The organism is Microbispora triticiradicis (genome assembly GCF_005864065.1).
Lineage (GTDB): Bacteria > Actinomycetota > Actinomycetes > Streptosporangiales > Streptosporangiaceae > Microbispora > Microbispora triticiradicis.
The window spans coordinates 1-15,694 of the sequence record NZ_VANP01000007.1; the positions used below are offsets into that span (position 1 = coordinate 1).

Annotated in this window: 15 protein-coding genes; 7 read left to right on the forward strand and 8 right to left on the reverse strand. The window is 70.9% G+C overall.

Features of this window, described 5'->3' with window-relative positions:
* Both FED44_RS19050 and FED44_RS19055 read left to right on the forward strand, forming a co-directional pair.
* A partial coding sequence (locus FED44_RS19050; RefSeq protein ID WP_138461506.1) for an ATP-dependent Clp protease ATP-binding subunit occupies positions 1-2,307 on the forward strand: 2,307 nt, incomplete at its 5' end.
* 414 nt (positions 2,308-2,721) lie between these two features.
* Positions 2,722-3,657 carry a TIM barrel protein gene (locus FED44_RS19055; protein ID WP_111701156.1) on the forward strand — a complete coding sequence of 312 codons (936 nt, stop codon included), beginning with the start codon at positions 2,722-2,724 and terminating at the stop codon, positions 3,655-3,657.
* Between the two features lie 28 nt (positions 3,658-3,685).
* Here FED44_RS19055 and FED44_RS19060 read toward each other — a convergent pair whose 3' ends face one another.
* Entirely contained in the window at positions 3,686-4,552 is an 867-nt protein-coding gene (locus tag FED44_RS19060) for an A/G-specific adenine glycosylase (RefSeq protein ID WP_279633888.1), read from the reverse strand.
* Between the two features lie 175 nt (positions 4,553-4,727).
* Here FED44_RS19060 and FED44_RS19065 point away from each other — a divergent pair, with 175 nt between their 5' ends.
* On the forward strand, positions 4,728-5,423 hold the full coding sequence (locus FED44_RS19065; RefSeq protein ID WP_138461510.1) for a hypothetical protein: 696 nt from the start codon (positions 4,728-4,730) through the stop codon (positions 5,421-5,423).
* 17 nt (positions 5,424-5,440) lie between these two features.
* On the opposite strand, the gene disA is transcribed toward FED44_RS19065, so the two are convergent.
* The 7 genes from disA to FED44_RS19100 all read right to left on the reverse strand — a co-directional run bounded on the left by disA (position 5,441) and on the right by FED44_RS19100 (position 10,812).
* On the reverse strand, positions 5,441-6,529 hold the full coding sequence (disA, locus tag FED44_RS19070; protein WP_182875130.1) for a DNA integrity scanning diadenylate cyclase DisA: 1,089 nt from the start codon (positions 6,527-6,529) through the stop codon (positions 5,441-5,443).
* 193 nt (positions 6,530-6,722) lie between these two features.
* A complete protein-coding gene (gene radA, locus FED44_RS19075; protein ID WP_111701160.1) occupies positions 6,723-8,150 on the reverse strand; it encodes a DNA repair protein RadA in 1,428 nt (475 codons plus the stop codon).
* Between the two features lie 95 nt (positions 8,151-8,245).
* A complete protein-coding gene (locus FED44_RS19080; RefSeq protein ID WP_111701161.1) occupies positions 8,246-8,884 on the reverse strand; it encodes an SRPBCC family protein in 639 nt (212 codons plus the stop codon).
* Positions 8,881-9,285 (reverse strand): ArsR/SmtB family transcription factor, encoded by a 405-nt coding sequence (locus tag FED44_RS19085; protein ID WP_111701162.1) that lies wholly within the window; start codon positions 9,283-9,285, stop codon positions 8,881-8,883. The genes FED44_RS19080 and FED44_RS19085 overlap by 4 nt, the downstream gene beginning before the upstream one ends.
* A 60-nt stretch (positions 9,286-9,345) precedes the next feature.
* Positions 9,346-9,660 (reverse strand): thioredoxin, encoded by a 315-nt coding sequence (gene trxA, locus FED44_RS19090; RefSeq protein WP_111701163.1) that lies wholly within the window; start codon positions 9,658-9,660, stop codon positions 9,346-9,348.
* Positions 9,657-10,037: a MerR family transcriptional regulator gene (locus FED44_RS19095; RefSeq protein WP_111701164.1), complete on the reverse strand. Its 381-nt coding sequence runs from the start codon at positions 10,035-10,037 to the stop codon at positions 9,657-9,659. The genes trxA and FED44_RS19095 overlap by 4 nt, the downstream gene beginning before the upstream one ends.
* Positions 10,038-10,113: 76 nt before the next feature.
* The gene (locus tag FED44_RS19100; protein ID WP_111701165.1) at positions 10,114-10,812 is read right to left on the reverse strand and encodes a class I SAM-dependent methyltransferase; all 699 of its coding nucleotides are present in this window, start codon (positions 10,810-10,812) and stop codon (positions 10,114-10,116) included.
* A gap of 163 nt (positions 10,813-10,975) precedes the next feature.
* On the opposite strand from FED44_RS19100, the gene FED44_RS19105 reads away from it, so the two are divergent.
* The 4 genes from FED44_RS19105 to FED44_RS19120 all read left to right on the forward strand — a co-directional run bounded on the left by FED44_RS19105 (position 10,976) and on the right by FED44_RS19120 (position 15,565).
* A complete protein-coding gene (locus FED44_RS19105; RefSeq protein WP_111701166.1) occupies positions 10,976-11,791 on the forward strand; it encodes a sugar phosphate isomerase/epimerase family protein in 816 nt (271 codons plus the stop codon).
* An 11-nt stretch (positions 11,792-11,802) separates the two neighbouring features.
* Positions 11,803-12,594: a class I SAM-dependent methyltransferase gene (locus FED44_RS19110; RefSeq protein WP_138461511.1), complete on the forward strand. Its 792-nt coding sequence runs from the start codon at positions 11,803-11,805 to the stop codon at positions 12,592-12,594.
* 2 nt (positions 12,595-12,596) lie between these two features.
* On the forward strand, positions 12,597-13,211 hold the full coding sequence (locus tag FED44_RS19115) for a TetR/AcrR family transcriptional regulator (RefSeq protein ID WP_208759066.1): 615 nt from the start codon (positions 12,597-12,599) through the stop codon (positions 13,209-13,211).
* Positions 13,212-13,456: 245 nt separating this feature from the next.
* Complete coding sequence (locus tag FED44_RS19120; protein ID WP_138461512.1) at positions 13,457-15,565, forward strand: (Fe-S)-binding protein; 2,109 nt, start codon at positions 13,457-13,459, stop codon at positions 15,563-15,565.
* Positions 15,566-15,694 lie beyond the last annotated feature (129 nt).

The window sequence follows — 15,694 nt, forward strand, 5'->3', positions numbered from 1 at the left end:
ATCGGCCAGGGGCAGTCGGCGCCGTCGGGGCACATTCCCTTCACTCCGCGTGCCAAGAAGGTGCTCGAGCTGTCGCTTCGTGAGGCGTTGCAGCTTGGGCACAACTACATCGGCACCGAGCACATCCTGCTGGGCTTGATCCGGGAGGGTGAGGGCGTCGCGGCGCAGGTGCTGGTGAAGCTGGGCGCTGACTTGAACCGGGTGCGGCAGCAGGTCATCCAGTTGCTGCACGGTTACCAGGGCAAGGAGCCGGCGGCGGCGGGCGGGCCGCAGGAGTCGGCGCCGTCGACGTCGCTGGTGCTGGACCAGTTCGGGCGGAACCTGACCCAGGCCGCGCGGGAGGGCAAGCTCGACCCGGTGATCGGCCGGGACAAGGAGATCGAGCGCGTCATGCAGGTGCTGTCGCGCCGTACGAAGAACAATCCGGTGCTGGTCGGCGAGCCCGGTGTGGGCAAGACCGCGGTGGTGGAGGGCCTGTCCCAGAAGATCGTCAAGGGTGAGGTGCCCGAGACGCTGAAGGACAAGCAGCTCTACACCCTCGACCTCGGCGCGCTGGTGGCCGGGTCGCGCTACCGCGGCGACTTCGAGGAACGCCTGAAGAAGGTCCTCAAGGAGATCCGCACCCGCGGCGACATCATCCTGTTCATCGACGAGCTGCACACGCTCGTCGGCGCGGGCGCCGCCGAGGGCGCCATCGACGCCGCCAGCATCCTCAAGCCGATGCTGGCCCGCGGTGAGCTGCAGACCATCGGCGCCACGACGCTGGACGAGTACCGCAAGCACCTGGAGAAGGACGCCGCGCTGGAGCGGCGGTTCCAGCCGATCCAGGTGGCCGAGCCGAGCCTGTCGCACACGATCGAGATCCTCAAGGGCCTGCGGGACCGTTACGAGGCGCACCACCGCGTGTCGATCACCGACAGCGCGCTGGTGGCCGCGGCGACGCTGGCCGACCGCTACATCAGCGACCGGTTCCTGCCCGACAAGGCGATCGACCTGATCGACGAGGCGGGCTCGCGGATGCGGATCCGCCGGATGACCGCGCCGCCGGACCTGCGCGAGTACGACGAGAAGATCGCGAACGTCCGGCGTGAGAAGGAGTCCGCGATCGACGCGCAGGACTTCGAGAAGGCCGCCGCGCTGCGCGACCAGGAGAAGCAGCTCCAGCTCAAGCGCGAGCGCCGGGAGAAGGAGTGGAAGGCCGGCGACATGGACGTCGTGGCCGAGGTCACCGAGGAGCTCATCGCCGAGGTCCTGGCCACCGCCACCGGCATCCCGGTCTTCAAGCTCACCGAGGAGGAGTCGCAGCGGCTGCTCCGCATGGAGGACGAGCTGCACAAGCGGATCATCGGTCAGGACGACGCCATCAAGGGCCTGTCGCGGTCGATCCGCCGCACCCGCGCCGGTCTGAAGGACCCGCGCCGTCCCGGTGGCTCGTTCATCTTCGCCGGCCCCTCCGGAGTCGGTAAGACCGAGCTGTCCAAGGCGCTGGCGGAGTTCCTGTTCGGGGACGAAGACGCGCTGATCATGCTGGACATGTCCGAGTTCATGGAGAAGCACACCGTCTCGCGGCTGTTCGGCTCCCCGCCCGGCTACGTCGGGTACGAGGAGGGCGGCCAGCTGACCGAGAAGGTGCGGCGCAAGCCGTTCTCGGTCGTCCTGTTCGACGAGATCGAGAAGGCCCACCCGGACATCTTCAACTCGCTGCTGCAGATCCTGGAGGACGGCCGGCTGACCGACGCCCAGGGCCGGGTGGTGGACTTCAAGAACACCGTCATCATCATGACGACCAACCTCGGCACCCGGGACATCTCCAAGGGCATCGGGGTCGGGTTCGCCCGGTCCGACGACACCGAGTCGAACTACGACCGGATGAAGGCGAAGGTGCAGGAGGAGCTCAAGCAGCACTTCCGGCCGGAGTTCCTCAACCGTGTCGACGACATCGTGGTCTTCCACCAGCTGACGCCCAAGGAGATCATCCAGATCGTGGACCTGATGCTCGCCCAGGTGGCCGAGCGTCTCAAGGACCGCGACATGGGCCTGGAACTGACGTCGGCCGCCAAGCAGCTGCTGGCCGACCGGGGGTACGACCCGGTGATGGGTGCCCGTCCGCTGCGCCGGACGATCCAGCGCGAGCTGGAGGACACCCTGTCGGAGAAGATCCTCTACGGCGAGCTGCGGCCGGGCCAGGTCGTCAAGATCGACATCGAGGGTGAGGGCGACAACGCCAAGTTCACCTTCACGGGCGAGGCCAAGAGCCCGTCCGTGCCGGACTCGGCGGCCTCGATCGCGGAGACGGTCCAGCGCTGACCGTCCTGCGACAGCCGGCACAGCCCGGACAACCTGTTCCACCCGAAGGGGCGCTCCGCGAGGGGCGCCCCTTCGGCGTTCCGGAGCACCGCGGCCGCCGGGGCTCCGGCGATCCAGGTAACACGCGCGCAACATAGTGGACGAGAACCGGTATCACACCACCGAACGTAGTACTACACTTTGTAGAGTCAGACTGCGCCACCGGCATGCCGGAGGCGCATGACGGGCCACTCGTGTCATTCCCGCGACGTACCTGAGATCCGCTGCGGGAGGGACGCGGCGGGCCGGGCGTACGGGAGAGGCTCGGTCCGGCCGGGTGGATCCCGGTGATAAGAGGACCGGCGTCCCATGCGGTCGGGACACCCCTCGTGGGTGAAATGGCGGTCCGGAAGTGCACAAGCCTTGGAGGCACTGATGCGCCTGTTGCACGACGACGGGACGCTGGTTCACCTGGCCTACAACGCGGGCGTACATCCCGCGGAGGACCTGGAGAACCTGATCGCCCACCTCACGCGATACGCGGTGCCCGTGCGCAGGAGACTGGGCGTCGAGCGGCTGGGCATCGGCCTGTGGCTCGCCCCCGCCGTGGCCGACCACCTGGTCGCCGACCGCATCGAACTCGTGCGGCTGCGCCGCTCGCTGGAGGAGCGCGGCCTGGAGTGCGTCAGCCTGAACGGCACCGGCGGGCGCAACCAGGACGTGCCGGGGCCCGACTGGGCCAAGCCGGAGCGCTACCGTTACACGATGTCGCTGGCGAAGATCCTCGCGTTCCTGCTGCCGGACGACGTGCAGTCGGGCGGGATCTCCACGATTCCCATCGGCTGGCGCCGTGACTGGCCCGCCGACCTGCACTCCATCGCCTCCCGCCGCCTCGAACGGCTGTCGCGGGAGCTTCGCGGCCTCTACAGCGTCACCGGCAAGACGATCCGGGTGGGATTCGAGCCCTGGCCCGGTTGCGTGCTGGAGACCACGGAGCAGGCGCTGGCGCGTGTGTGCGACATCGACTCCGAGCACCTCGGCGTCTGCCTGGACGCCTGCCACCTGTCGTGCGGCGCGGAGGAGCCGGACGCGGCGCTGCGCGGGCTCGCCCTCGCGGGTGCGCCCGTGGTCAAGCTGAGCCACGTGCACGACCACGGCCAGGAGATTCCGAGCACGCAGCCGGTGATCGCCGACACGCTCACCGCGATCCTTTCGGGCGCGGTGAACGGCACCGCGCACGTGGAGGTGGAGGCCCACCACGGGACCACCCCCAAGGCGAAGGGCCCCGCCGCCCTCGTCGCGAAGCTCGCCGACGAGCTCGACTGGACTCGCCGCAACCTCACCGCCCTCGGCCTGAAGCTCGCCGCCTGAGGACCCGGTCAGGAGGGCGCCCGGCCGGTCAGGAGGGCAACTGGTAGGTGCCGTCGGGCAGCGTCTCCGCCAGGCCGTCGTCGAGAAGGCCGTCCAGGGCGCGCTCCCGCTGCACGTGGTCGGCCCAGACGGCGTCCAGCGCCTGCTTCGGCACCGGGCCGTGCGCCTCCCTCAGCACGGCGAGCAGGCGTCCCCGGCACTGCCGGTCGGTGCCCGCGTACGTCTGGCCCTGACGCGCCGGGCCGTCGTGGGCGGGGCGGCCGGCCAGCCGCCAGGCGCACCGGGAGGTGACCGGGCAGCGCTCGCACCGCGGCGCCCGCGCCGTGCAGACCAGCGCGCCCAGTTCCATCACGGCGACGGCCCAGCGCGGTGCGCCGACCGGGGGCACCAGGGACTCCGCCAGGCGCCGCTCGGCCGCCGTGGGGGCCTTCGGCGGGTACTCCTCGCCCCGGACGGCCCGGGCCAGCACCCGCCGCACGTTGGTGTCCAGCACGGCGTGGCTGCCGCCGTACGCGAAACTGGCCACGGCGGCGGCCGTGTAGTCGCCGATCCCGGGCAGGGCCAGGAGCTCGTCGTACGTGGACGGCACCCGTCCTCCGTGGTCCGTCGTGATGGCGCGCGCGCAGGCGTGGAGGTTGAGCGCCCTGCGCGGGTAGCCGAGCCGTCCCCAGTGCCGCACGGACTCGCCGGGGGACTCCTTCGCGAGCGCCTCCGGAGTGGGCCAGCGCTCCATCCACTCGGTCCACACGGGCAGCACCCGGGCGACGGGCGTCTGCTGGAGCATGATCTCGCTCACCAGGATGCCCCACGGCGTCGCCTCGGGGCGCCGCCAGGGCAGGTCGCGGTTGTGCTCGGCGTACCAGTCGAGGATGGGTTCACGCAGGGAGGCTGACACAGCCCCGACCCTACCGACCGACCCCGCCGCGCGTGGCAGGGCAGCGTTCTCCGCCGGGCCGATGCCGCGCATCGCCGTCCAAGTCCGGAAAGGACCGGCAGGCCGATGACCTGGGAAAGCGCCTGACACGGCGCGTTGTTTCCCCTGCCGCGCCACGTCTCCCCATACTGTCCGTATGGATCCGGACACTTTCCGTGGTGACGTGGGCGTCGAGGGGGCGGACGTCTACTGGCGCCGCCGGGTGTCGGTGCTCACGGGGATGCTCGTCGTGGTGGCGGTCGTGGCATGGGCGTGCAGCAGTGCCTCGGGACGATCGGACGACACCGCCGCCGTCGTCAGGACGACGCCCTCAGACCGGCTGGTGGTCTCGCTCCCCGCGGGCCTGCCCGCGAAGACGGCCGGCTCGGCCGCGATCCCGGGGCAACCGTCCCCGTCGGCGCCGGGCTCGGCCTCGCCCACGCCCGGCAGGCCCCGCCGTCCCGGCGACCCCTGCGACGAGAAGGACCTCGTGCTCGCCCTGCAGAGCGGGCAGGACGTGTACGGCAAGGACACCGCGCCGACCTTCCTGCTGACGGTCGTGAGCACGGGCAGGGTCGAGTGCACGGTGGACGTGGGGCCGCGCACCCTGGAGATGCGGGTGCTGTCGGGCGGCGAGCGGGTGTGGTCGACCGCCGACTGCGTGGCGGGAGACGGTGTGGACCGGCAGGCGCTGGAGCGGGGGATCCCCTTCGTCCGCACGGTCCGGTGGGACCGCCACCGCTCGGGCACCACCTGCGCCGGTAAGCGGTCGGCCGCCGATCCCGGGACGTACGTCGCGACCGCGCACGCGGGCCGGCTCAAGAGCCCGAAGGTCGTCTTCCACCTGCGTTGACTCCGCCGGGACGCGGGTCAGAGATAGCGCTCCAGGATGGACGACTCGGCGAGACGGGACAGGCCCTCGCGGACGCTGCGGGCCCGGGTCTCGCCCACGCCGCCGACGGCCTGGAGGTCGTCGGTGGTGGCCGCCAGCAGCTTCTGCAGGCCGCCGAAGTGGTCGACGAGCCGGTCGACGATCGCGCCGGGCAGCCGGGGGACCCGGGTCAGCAGGCGGAAGCCGCGGGGGCTGACCGGTGTGTCGAGGGCCTCGGTGCCGTGGTGGCCCAGGATCTGGGCCACCTTCGCCAGGTCGAGCAGGTCGCCGGAGGACAGCTCGTCGAGCTCGCGTATCGCGTCGCCGTCGCCGTACGGGCGCGCGCCGAGCGAGCCGGGGACGTAGTCGCGGATGATCTGCCGGTGGTCGGTCTCCACCCCGGCGAACAGCTCGTCGAGCTGGAGGGACAGCAGCCGCCCGTCGGTGCCGAGCTCGACGACGTACCCCTCGATCTCCCGGGCGATGCGGCGGACCATCTCCAGGCGCTGCACCACGACCGCCACGTCGCGGACCGTGACCAGATCCTCGATCTCCAGGGCCGACAACGCGCCGGAGACCTCGTCGAGCCGCATCTTGTAGCGTTCGAGCGTGGCGAGGGCCTGGTTGGCCTTGGACAGGATCGCGGCCGACTCCTCCAGCACGTAGCGGATGCCGTCGAGGTAGAGCGCGATGATCCGCATGGACTTGCTGATCGCGATGACCGGGAGCGACGTCTGCCTGGCCACCCGCTGGGCCGTACGGTGCCGGGTGCCGGACTCGTTGGTGGGGATCGCCGGGTCCGGCACGAGATGCACGGCCGCCCGCACGATCCTGAGCTGGGCCACGTCGAGCACGATCGCGCCGTCCATCTTGGCCAGTTCGCGGAGGCGGGTCGCGGAGAACTCGACGTCGAGGGTGAACCCGCCCGTGCAGATGTCCTCGACGGTGCGGTCGTAGCCGAGCACGATCAGGCCGCCGGTGTGACCGCGCAGGATGCGCTCCAGGCCGTCGCGCAGCGCCGTCCCCGGGGCGAGCGTGGCGAGCACGGCCCGTCTGCGCTCGTCGGCCGCCTTGTCGTTGTCCAGCACATGCACCTCGGTGGGCTCGCCCGATCGTCTCCGTGGGATCGTCTGTCTACCGGTCCTCGCCGCGCGAGGTCCGCGATACGCTCCGCGGCCGGCCGGTCGAAGCCCCCTCGAGGGCTCGATGAGGGCCTCAGTTTACCCGCGTGACGTCATGCTCACCTGTGGCACAGCGCACCCCACCGCACCCCGTCCCGGCTCAGCTCATGTGGTTGAGGGCGTCCCAGACGTTCTCGACCTCCGTCACCTCGAAGCCCGGCGCGAAGGAGGTGGTGCGGCCGACCGGCGAGCGCAGCGCCACGAGGCGGCCGCGGCTCGCCGCGTTGTCCAGCCGGGGGGATTCCTCCTCCAGCGAGCCGGACGGCACCAGGGCCCGGGTGAAACCCAGCCGCGCCGCCTCGGCCAGCCGCCGCCGCACGTCCCGTACGGGCCGCAGCTCACCGGCGAGGCCGACCTCGCCGAGCACGACGAGCCCCGAGGGCAGCGCCTGGTCGCCGGCCGCGCTCACGACCGACAGCATCAGCGCGAGGTCGACGGCCGGGTCGGTCAGCCGGATCCCGCCCACGGTCGCCGTGAAGACGTCACACTTGCCGATCTTCGCGCGCAGCCGCCGCTCGATGACGGCGAGCACCATCGCCACACGGTAGGAGTCGAGGCCCGAGGAGGTGCGGCGGGGTTGCGGGGCCTCGGTGGGGCCTACCAGGGCCTGAAGCTCCGCCGGAAGCGGCCGGGTGCCCTCGATGGTGACGGTGACACAGGTGCCCGGCACCGGCTCGGGATGGCGCGAGACGAACAGCCCGCTCGGGTCGGAGATCCCGGTGATCCCGCGCTCGTTCAGGTCGAAGCAGCCGACCTCGTCGATCGGGCCGAAGCGGTTCTTCACCGCGCGCACCAGCCGCAGCCGCGAGTTGCGGTCGCCCTCGAAGTGGAGGACGACGTCCACCAGGTGCTCCAGCACGCGGGGGCCGGCGATCGTGCCGTCCTTGGTGACATGGCCGACGAGCACGGTCGTCATGGCCCGCTCCTTGGCGAGGCGGACCAGGTTGCCCGCGACCTCCCTGACCTGGGTCACGCCGCCGGGCACACCCGAGACGTCGGCCGAGCCGATCGTCTGCACCGAGTCGACGATCAGCAGGCCGGGCCGCACCTTGTCCACGTGGGCCACCAGCGCGGACAGGTCGGTCTCGGCCGCTAGATAGAGCCGGTCCTCGATCGCGCCGATGCGGTCGGCGCGCATGCGCACCTGGGCCGCGGACTCCTCGCCGGTCACGTAGAGGACGGTCTCACCCTGCGCGGTGCGGGCGGCGGCCTCCAGGAGCAGCGTCGACTTGCCGATGCCGGGCTCCCCGGCGAGAAGCACGACCGCACCGGGGACCATGCCACCGCCGAGCACGCGGTCGAGTTCGGGCACGCCCGTCGTCCGCGCGCTCACCACCTCGGCCTTGACCTGGCCGATGGGCACCGCCGGCGCGGTGACCGCACCCGGCTTGACCACGTGGACGCCCTGCCGGGCCCCGGCCTCCTCGACCGTGCCCCACGCCTGGCACTCCCCGCATCTGCCGACCCACTTGACCGTGGTCCAGCCGCACTCGCCGCACCGGTACGCCGGTTTCGCTGCCCTGCTCACGTGCGGGAGGCTACCGGTCGCCGCCGACAGTCCGCCCCCGAAGCCGCCCGAAGCCGATCCGGAGACGCCCCCGAAGCCGGCCCGCAGGACACGACTCAGCCCTCCGGCTTCTCCGGTACGTAGAAGGCGGTGGTGCCGGCGACCGCGGCGTTCACCACGTCCTCCGGCGCGCCGGAGGCCAGGTACGCCTCGCCCCACGCCGCGCTGCTGTGCGTCATGAGGGCGCGAGCCTCGTCCGACTGCTCCCACGCCGAGGGGTCGTCGATCATGTTGCCCCGCAGGTGCAGCCCGAGCCCGAGCAGCGCCAGGTCCCAGCCCACTCCGGTGGCCCCCGGCCCGAACCGGTCCCAGAACTCCGCCGGCACCACGGCGACGTGCTCCAGCTCGAACACGGTGCGCTCGCCGCCCTCCGGGGTGAGCCGCACCTCGACCTCGCTGAAGCCGGGGTTCTCGCCGAACAGCCAGCTCACCCGCAGCAGCCGCGGCGGCTCGCACCGCAGGATCTCCCCGCCCGCGTTGCCCTGGAGCTGGTAGTGCCCGCCGAGCTTCAGCTCGCCGGTCACCGGAAGGAACCAGCGGCCGATCCGCTCGGGGTCGGTGCAGGCGTCCCACACGTCCTCCACCGCGGCGTCGTAGGTGCGCCGCAGCAGCACCGTACGGGCCTCGCCCTCCGCCAGGTCGCGCGTGCCGACCGCGCGGTGAACCTCGTTGATCTCGTCGATGAAGTCGCTCATTGCCGCTCTTCCTCTACGTCGTGGACCTCGTGCTGGGACATGTGCCGGCCATCGGCGCCGCCGGGCTCCTGCCGGAGCCGCCGCTCCCGTTTCCCCCGCGCCAGTTCCGTGTCGAGCGCGTCGAGCCGCTGCTGCCAGAAGCCGCGGAACCGGTCGAGCCACGCGTCGATCTCCCGCAGCGGCGCCGTCTCGACGGCGTACAGCCGCCGCGTGCCCTCCGCCCGTACGGATGTCAGCCCCGACTCGCGGAGCACCCGCAGGTGCTGGGAGACCGCGGGCTGCGAGATCCCGAACTCGGCGCGGACGGCGGCGGTGACGGCGCCCGACGTCTGCTCCCCATCGCTGAGCAGCTCCAGGATCCGGCGCCGCACCGGATCCCCCAGCGCGTCGAATGCGTGCACGGGCCCACTATGCCGAGGGCGGCTTATAAAAGTCAACGCTTATATAAGCCGCCCCTGGGATCACAGATGGTCCGCGAGGTCGGCGAGCAGCAGGCGCTTGGGCTTGGCACCGACGATCTGCCGCACGACCTCGCCGTCCCGGTAGAGGTTCAGGGTGGGAAAGCCGAGGACGTTGTAACGCCGCGCGATCTCGGGGTGGTCGTCGGCGTTGAGCTTGGCCACCGTGAGCCGGTCGCCGAGCTCGGCGTCGATCTCCTCCAGGATCGGGGCGATCATCTTGCAGGGCGGGCACCAGTCGGTCCAGAAGTCCACCAGCACCGGTGTGCCGCTGCGCAGCACCTGCTCGTCGAAGTTCTCCGCGGTCAACGTGATCATGATTCTCCTCGTCGTGTCACCAGGCAGCCGGGGCAGGCGTCGGTGAGCTGGGCGGCCACCTCGGCGCGGCGGGCCAGCAGGTCCCGGATCCGGTCGTCGATCTCGGCCAGCTTGCGCCGGTACACCGCGACCGACTCCGGGCAGGAGCCTCCCGACGGATGCCCCGACCTGAGGCAGTCCACGAACGGCCGGGCGTCCTCCAGGGTGAAGCCCACCGCCATCAGGGCGCGGATCTCGGTGACGAGCCGGACGTCCGACTCGTCGTACTCCCGATAGCCGTTCGCCGAGCGGCGTGACCGGATGAGGCCCTGCTGCTCGTAGTAGCGCAGCGCCCGGGTGCTCACACCCGCGCGCCGGGCCAGCTCGCCGATCCGCATCGGTCTCCTCCTCGGCCCGCCCGCCTCCGGGCACGACGGTAAAGGTTGACGCCGGTGACAAGGTCAAGGGCGGAGCTCAGAATTCCCGCCACCTGAGGACGTTCGGGTAGGCGATCTCCAGGCCCTCGCTCTCCCGCAGCGCGGCCTCGGCCACCTCGGGGGTGAACTCGATGCGCAGGACCGCCTCCAGGTCGGCCCGCGACTCGAAGGTCATGCGCAGGTCCAGCGGCTCGCGCCGCCAGCCCTGCCGCGACCAGAAGCGCTCCACGGCCTCGGGGGAGTACGACGGCAGCGACCGGCGGAACCAGCGGCCGAAGGCGTCGCGGGAGGCGTCCACGTCCACGACGAACGCCACGCCGCCCCGGCGCAGCACCCGTCCCAGCTCGCGCAGCCCGGGCTCGCACCCCGGGCCGAAGAAGTACGCCCAGCGCGCCATCGCGACGTCCGCCGACGAGTCGGGCACCGGCAGCGCCTGCGCGGTACCGGTGCGCACCGCGACGTTGGGCAGCGACGCGCAGCGGGCGGCCGCCCTGGCGGCGAGGCCGCCGTGCGGCTCCACGCCCACCACCCTCCCCGCGGACGCGGCGAGCGCCGGCAGGTGGAAGCCCGTGCCGCAGCCGATGTCGAGCACCGTCGCGCCGTCCCACGGCCGTACGGCCCGCATCGCGGCCTCGACGGCGCCCGCCGGCCCGACGGCGCGGTTCTCCAGCTCGTAGACCTGGGGGGTGTTCCAGATGTTCGGGCTGGGTACGGCCCCGCTCACGATCCGTGCCATGCGCCCCACATTAGTTCGCGACCTTGGGTAGTTGATTGTGGCGAAGCGGCGCGCGGCGCGGGTGCGGCTTAGGCTGGATCCGTGAACGGGCGCAGGGAGCGAACGGACGGCCACGGCCACGGGACTGGATCGTGCCCGGGGGTCGCCAGGGGAGGCTGGCCTCATGAGTGACATCCGCGTGCCCAGCGGCGAGGTGGCGTTGTCGACCGCGTCGGTGTACCCGGAACGTACCCCGGACGCCTTCGAACTGGCCGCCAGGCTCGGGTACGACGGCGTAGAGATCATGGTGGGACAGGACCCGGTCAGTCAGGACGTCGAGGTCCTCCAGCGGCTGCGCGACCACTACCAGATCCCGGTCCTGGCCATACACGCGCCCTGTCTGCTGGTGACCCAGCGGGTGTGGGGGCGCGACCCCTGGGCGAAGCTGCGCAGGGCCCGCGAGGCGGCCGAACGGCTGGGCGCGCGGACGGTCGTCGTCCACCCGCCCTTCCGCTGGCAGCGCGACTACGCCAAGGAGTTCGAGAAGGGCCTGGCGAGGATGCGCGACGAGACCGACGTCGTCTTCGCGGTGGAGAACATGTTCCCGCTGCGGGCGAGGGGCAACGAGGTCGTGCCGTACGCGCCGGACTGGAACCCGGTCGACTACGACTTCCCCGACGTGACGCTCGACCTGTCCCACACGGCGGTGTCCGGCACGGACGCGATGGAGATGGCCACCAAGCTCGGCGACCGGCTGGCCCACCTGCATCTGGCCGACGGCCTGGGCACCACCAACAAGGACGAGCACCTGGTCCCGGGCCGGGGGACGCAGCCGTGCGCCCCGATGCTGGAGCGCCTGGCCGGGAGCGGATACCGCGGATTGATCGTCCTGGAGATCAACACGCGCAGGGCGGCCAGCCGCACCGAGCGGATCGAGGACCTCACCGAGGCGCTCGCGTTCGCCAGGCACCACTTCGCCGCCTCCTCGACCGCCTCATGAACGACGGCCTCATGAACGAACGGCTGACCGGCAGCCACCGGGTGTTCGACCGCGTCTCGGAGGAGTACGACGCGGCCAGGCCGCACTATCCGGAGGCCCTCTACCTCGCTCTGGAGGAACTGTCGGGCATCCGGCTCGACGGCGCGACGGTGATCGACGTGGGGGCGGGCACCGGCATCTCGACCCGGGGGCTGCTCGACCGCGGCGCCCGGGTCGTCGCCGTCGACCGGGGCGAGCGGATGCTGGCCCGTCTCCGGGCCCGCACGACCTGCCCGGCGATCCTGGCGAACGGCGACGACCTGCCCTTTCGCGCGGGTGTCGCCGACCTCGTCACCTACGCCCAGTCGTGGCACTGGCTCGACCCCGCGCTGTCGGTCGCCGAGGCCGTACGGGTGACCCGGGCGGGCGGCGCGGTCGCGGGATGGTGGAACAGCGTGGACCCCGGCAAGGCCGACTGGCTGGCGGCCAACCAGGTGCGGCTCGCCGAGTCCTGCCCCGGGTACATCGGGCCGGTGCTGCCCGGGTGGAGCATGCCGCCCCTCGCCGCGGCCATGTCGGGCGGCGGTCTCGACGGTGCGGGCGCCGGCCTCGACGTGGCCGAGACCTGGGTCACCTGGACCAGGTCGGTGCCGCTGGAGGACTTCCTCACCGACCTGCGTACGCACTCCTACATGGCCAGCATGGACGGCGACGTGGTGGCGGACCTGATCGCCCGGGAGCGCGCCGAACTCGGCCGCGTGTTCCCCGGCGGCAGGCTCACCGTGCCCATGCGCGTGTACCTCGCGGTGGGACGCAGGGGCTGACCGTGACCACCGAAGTCCCGGAGGTGTCGGGAGGCGGCCGGCGGCCGCGGCGGCCGGGCCGGCGTCCCGGCACGGCGGACACACGTGGGGAGATCCTGGCCGCGGCGCGCAGGGTCTTCGCGGAGAAGGGGTTCGACAAGGCCACGATCCGGGGCATCGCCCGCGAGGCCGGCGTCGACCCCGCCCTCCTCCACCACTATTTCGACAACAAGGAGGGCATGTTCGTCGCGGCCATGGAGCTCCCCGCGGACCCCTCGACGGTCGTCCCCATGCTTCTCGCGGGGCCGCGCGAGGAGATCGGGGAGCGGATCGTCCGCTTCATCCTCACGATGACGGCGGACCCCGCGGCGCGGGAGCGGGTGCTCGGGGTGATGCGGACGGCGATGGTGAACGAGCAGGCCGTCGGCATGATCCGGGAGTTCTTCGGCACCGCGATCCTGGGCCGGGTGGCCGAGGCGCTCGGCGTCCCGCCGCTGCGGGCCGAGGCCGCCTTCGCCCAGATGTTCGGCGTGGTGATGATCAGGTACATCCTCGGGATGGAGCCGATGGCGTCGGCGGACATCGAGGAACTCGTCGCGCTGCTGGCCCCGGTGGTGCAGCGTTACCTGGACGGATGAGCACCGGGACAGGCGTCACCGGTGCCGGCAGGTCAGGTGGGGCCCCGCATGCGTTCGGGTAGAGCTTCGTTCTAGTCTGGTGCCGCGGGAACGCTGTGACGCGCGCCACGCCGATGGCGTGACAGGCATATGTTACTCGTCGGTACCATGCGGGAAGCGGGTTTTCCACAGGGCCGGCCCCCGGCCGTCCCGGTGAAGGCGCCGCGTGCTTATGGTGGCAGCCGACGTTGAAAGCGGGAGGGCTCGTGCTCTGGGTAGCGATAGCGATAGCCGGCCTCGTCGCGACCGCCGCCGCGGTCGCGCTGGCGGGCCGGCGTGTGCTGTTCCTCTACCGGCTCGCGACCAGTGGTCAGCCGGCCCCGGAGCGGATCGAGTACGCCCGGCAGCACGCCGGCGCGGAGGTCAAAGCGCAGCTTGTGGAGGTGTTCGGCCAGCGCAAGCTGCTCAAGTGGACGCCGTCGGGCACCGCGCACTTCTTCGTGATGTGGGCCTTCTTCATCCTCGCCTCGGTCTACCTGGAGGCGTACGGCGCGCTCGTCCAGGGCGCGGTCACCGGCACGCCGGACTTCCGCATCCCGTTGATCGGGACCTGGCCGGTGCTGGGCTTCCTGCAGGACTTCATCGCGGTCGCCGCGCTGATCGGGCTGATCGCCTTCGCGGTCATCCGCGTGAAGAACTCGCCGAAGAAGCTGGGCCGCGGCTCCCGGTTCTCCGGGTCGCATCTGGGCGGCGCCTGGCTCATCCTGTTCATGATCTTCAATGTGATCTGGACGATGTTCCTGTTCCGGGGGGCGGCCGTCAACACCGGCAACTTCCCCTACCGGTCGGGGGCCTTCGCCTCACAGGCGGTGGCGAAGATCCTGCCCGACAGTGAGGGGCTGGAGGCCGCGGGCCTGCTGCTGCACATCGGCGTCATGCTGGTGTTCCTCGTCATCGTGGTGAACTCCAAGCACCTGCACATCTTCACCGCGCCGTTGAACGTGCTGTTCTCCCGCCGCCCGGACGGCCTCGGCCCGGCCCAGCCGATGCGCAGCGACGGCAAGGTGCTGGACTTCGAGGAGGCCGACCCCGAGACGGACGTGTTCGGCCGCGGCAAGATCGCCGACACGTCCTGGAAGGGGTTCCTGGACTTCTACACCTGCACCGAGTGCGGACGCTGCCAGTCCCAGTGCCCGGCGTGGAACACCGGCAAGCCGCTGTCGCCCAAGATGCTCATCCTCGACCAGCGCGACCACGCCTTCGCGGTCGCGCCCTACCTGCTGGCGGGGGAGAAGGAGAAGGAGAGCCTGTCGCAGGACGTGCTGGCCCTGCTGGACAAGCCGCTGGTCGGCGAGGACGGGGTCATCCATCCCGACGTGCTGTGGTCCTGCACGAACTGCGGCGCCTGCGTCGAGCAGTGCCCGGTGGACATCGAGCACATCGACCACATCCTCGACATGCGCCGCTACCAGGTGATGATCGAGTCGTCGTTCCCGTCCGAGGCGGGGGTGATGCTCAAGAACCTGGAGAACAAGGGCAACCCGTGGGGCATGTCCGAGATGAAGCGCGCCGACTGGATCGAGGAGCTCGACTTCGAGGTCACCCTCGTCGACGAGAAGATGCCCGAGGACGTGGAGTACCTGTTCTGGGTCGGCTGCGCCGGGGCCCTGGAGGACCGGGCGAAGAAGACCACCAAGGCCGTCGCGGAGCTGCTGCACATCGCGGGTGTGAAGTTCGGCGTGCTCGGGCCGATGGAGGCGTGCTCGGGAGACCCCGCCCGGCGCCTGGGCATGGAGTTCCTGTTCAGCATGCTCGCGCAGCAGAACGTCGAGACGCTGAACGAGGCCGGCGTCAAGAAGATCGTCGCGACCTGCCCGCACTGCTTCAACACGCTGGCCAACGAATACCCGCAGCTCGGCGGGCACTACGAGGTGGTGCACCACACGCAGTTGCTGGCGCGCCTGGTCGAGGAGGGCCGGCTCACGCCGATCACCCCGATCGAGGAGAAGATCACCTACCACGACCCGTGTTTCCTCGGCCGCCACAACAAGGTGTACGCCCAGCCGCGCGACATCATGGCCAAGGTGCCCGGGGTCACGACCCAGGAGATGCACCGCTGCGGGGATCGCGGTTTCTGCTGCGGCGCCGGGGGCGCGCGTATGTGGATGGAAGAGCGCATCGGCAAGCGAATCAACACCGAACGGGTGGACGAGGCGCTGACCACCGATCCCGACACCGTCTCCACCGCATGCCCGTTCTGCCTCGTCATGCTCGGCGACGCGATCAACGAGAAGAAGAACGCCGGTCAGGCCAAGGAGTCGATCGAGGTCGTCGACGTCGCCCAGCTCCTCATCAAATCCGTCAAGCAGGGTTAACGAATTCTTTGCTGACGGATCGCACATTTTGTGGAGTTTCTCCGTCAGAACGAGTGATACATACATGTTTCAGTGAAGAGTCGGCAAACGCTTTCTCCACATAACAGGAGAATCACGGTAACCTCAACG

Bases quoted from the DNA above. Each gene is read 5' to 3' on its own strand.
- FED44_RS19100 (WP_111701165.1), bottom strand. From the start codon at position 10,812: ATGGCACGGATCGTGAGCGGGGCCGTACCCAGCCCGAACATCTGGAAC.
- FED44_RS19055 (WP_111701156.1), top strand. From the start codon at position 2,722: ATGCGCCTGTTGCACGACGACGGGACGCTGGTTCACCTGGCCTACAAC.
- trxA (WP_111701163.1), bottom strand. From the start codon at position 9,660: ATGATCACGTTGACCGCGGAGAACTTCGACGAGCAGGTGCTGCGCAGC.
- FED44_RS19110 (WP_138461511.1), top strand. From the start codon at position 11,803: ATGAACGAACGGCTGACCGGCAGCCACCGGGTGTTCGACCGCGTCTCG.
- FED44_RS19095 (WP_111701164.1), bottom strand. From the start codon at position 10,037: ATGCGGATCGGCGAGCTGGCCCGGCGCGCGGGTGTGAGCACCCGGGCG.
- FED44_RS19080 (WP_111701161.1), bottom strand. From the start codon at position 8,884: ATGAGCGACTTCATCGACGAGATCAACGAGGTTCACCGCGCGGTCGGC.
- FED44_RS19105 (WP_111701166.1), top strand. From the start codon at position 10,976: ATGAGTGACATCCGCGTGCCCAGCGGCGAGGTGGCGTTGTCGACCGCG.
- FED44_RS19065 (WP_138461510.1), top strand. From the start codon at position 4,728: ATGGATCCGGACACTTTCCGTGGTGACGTGGGCGTCGAGGGGGCGGAC.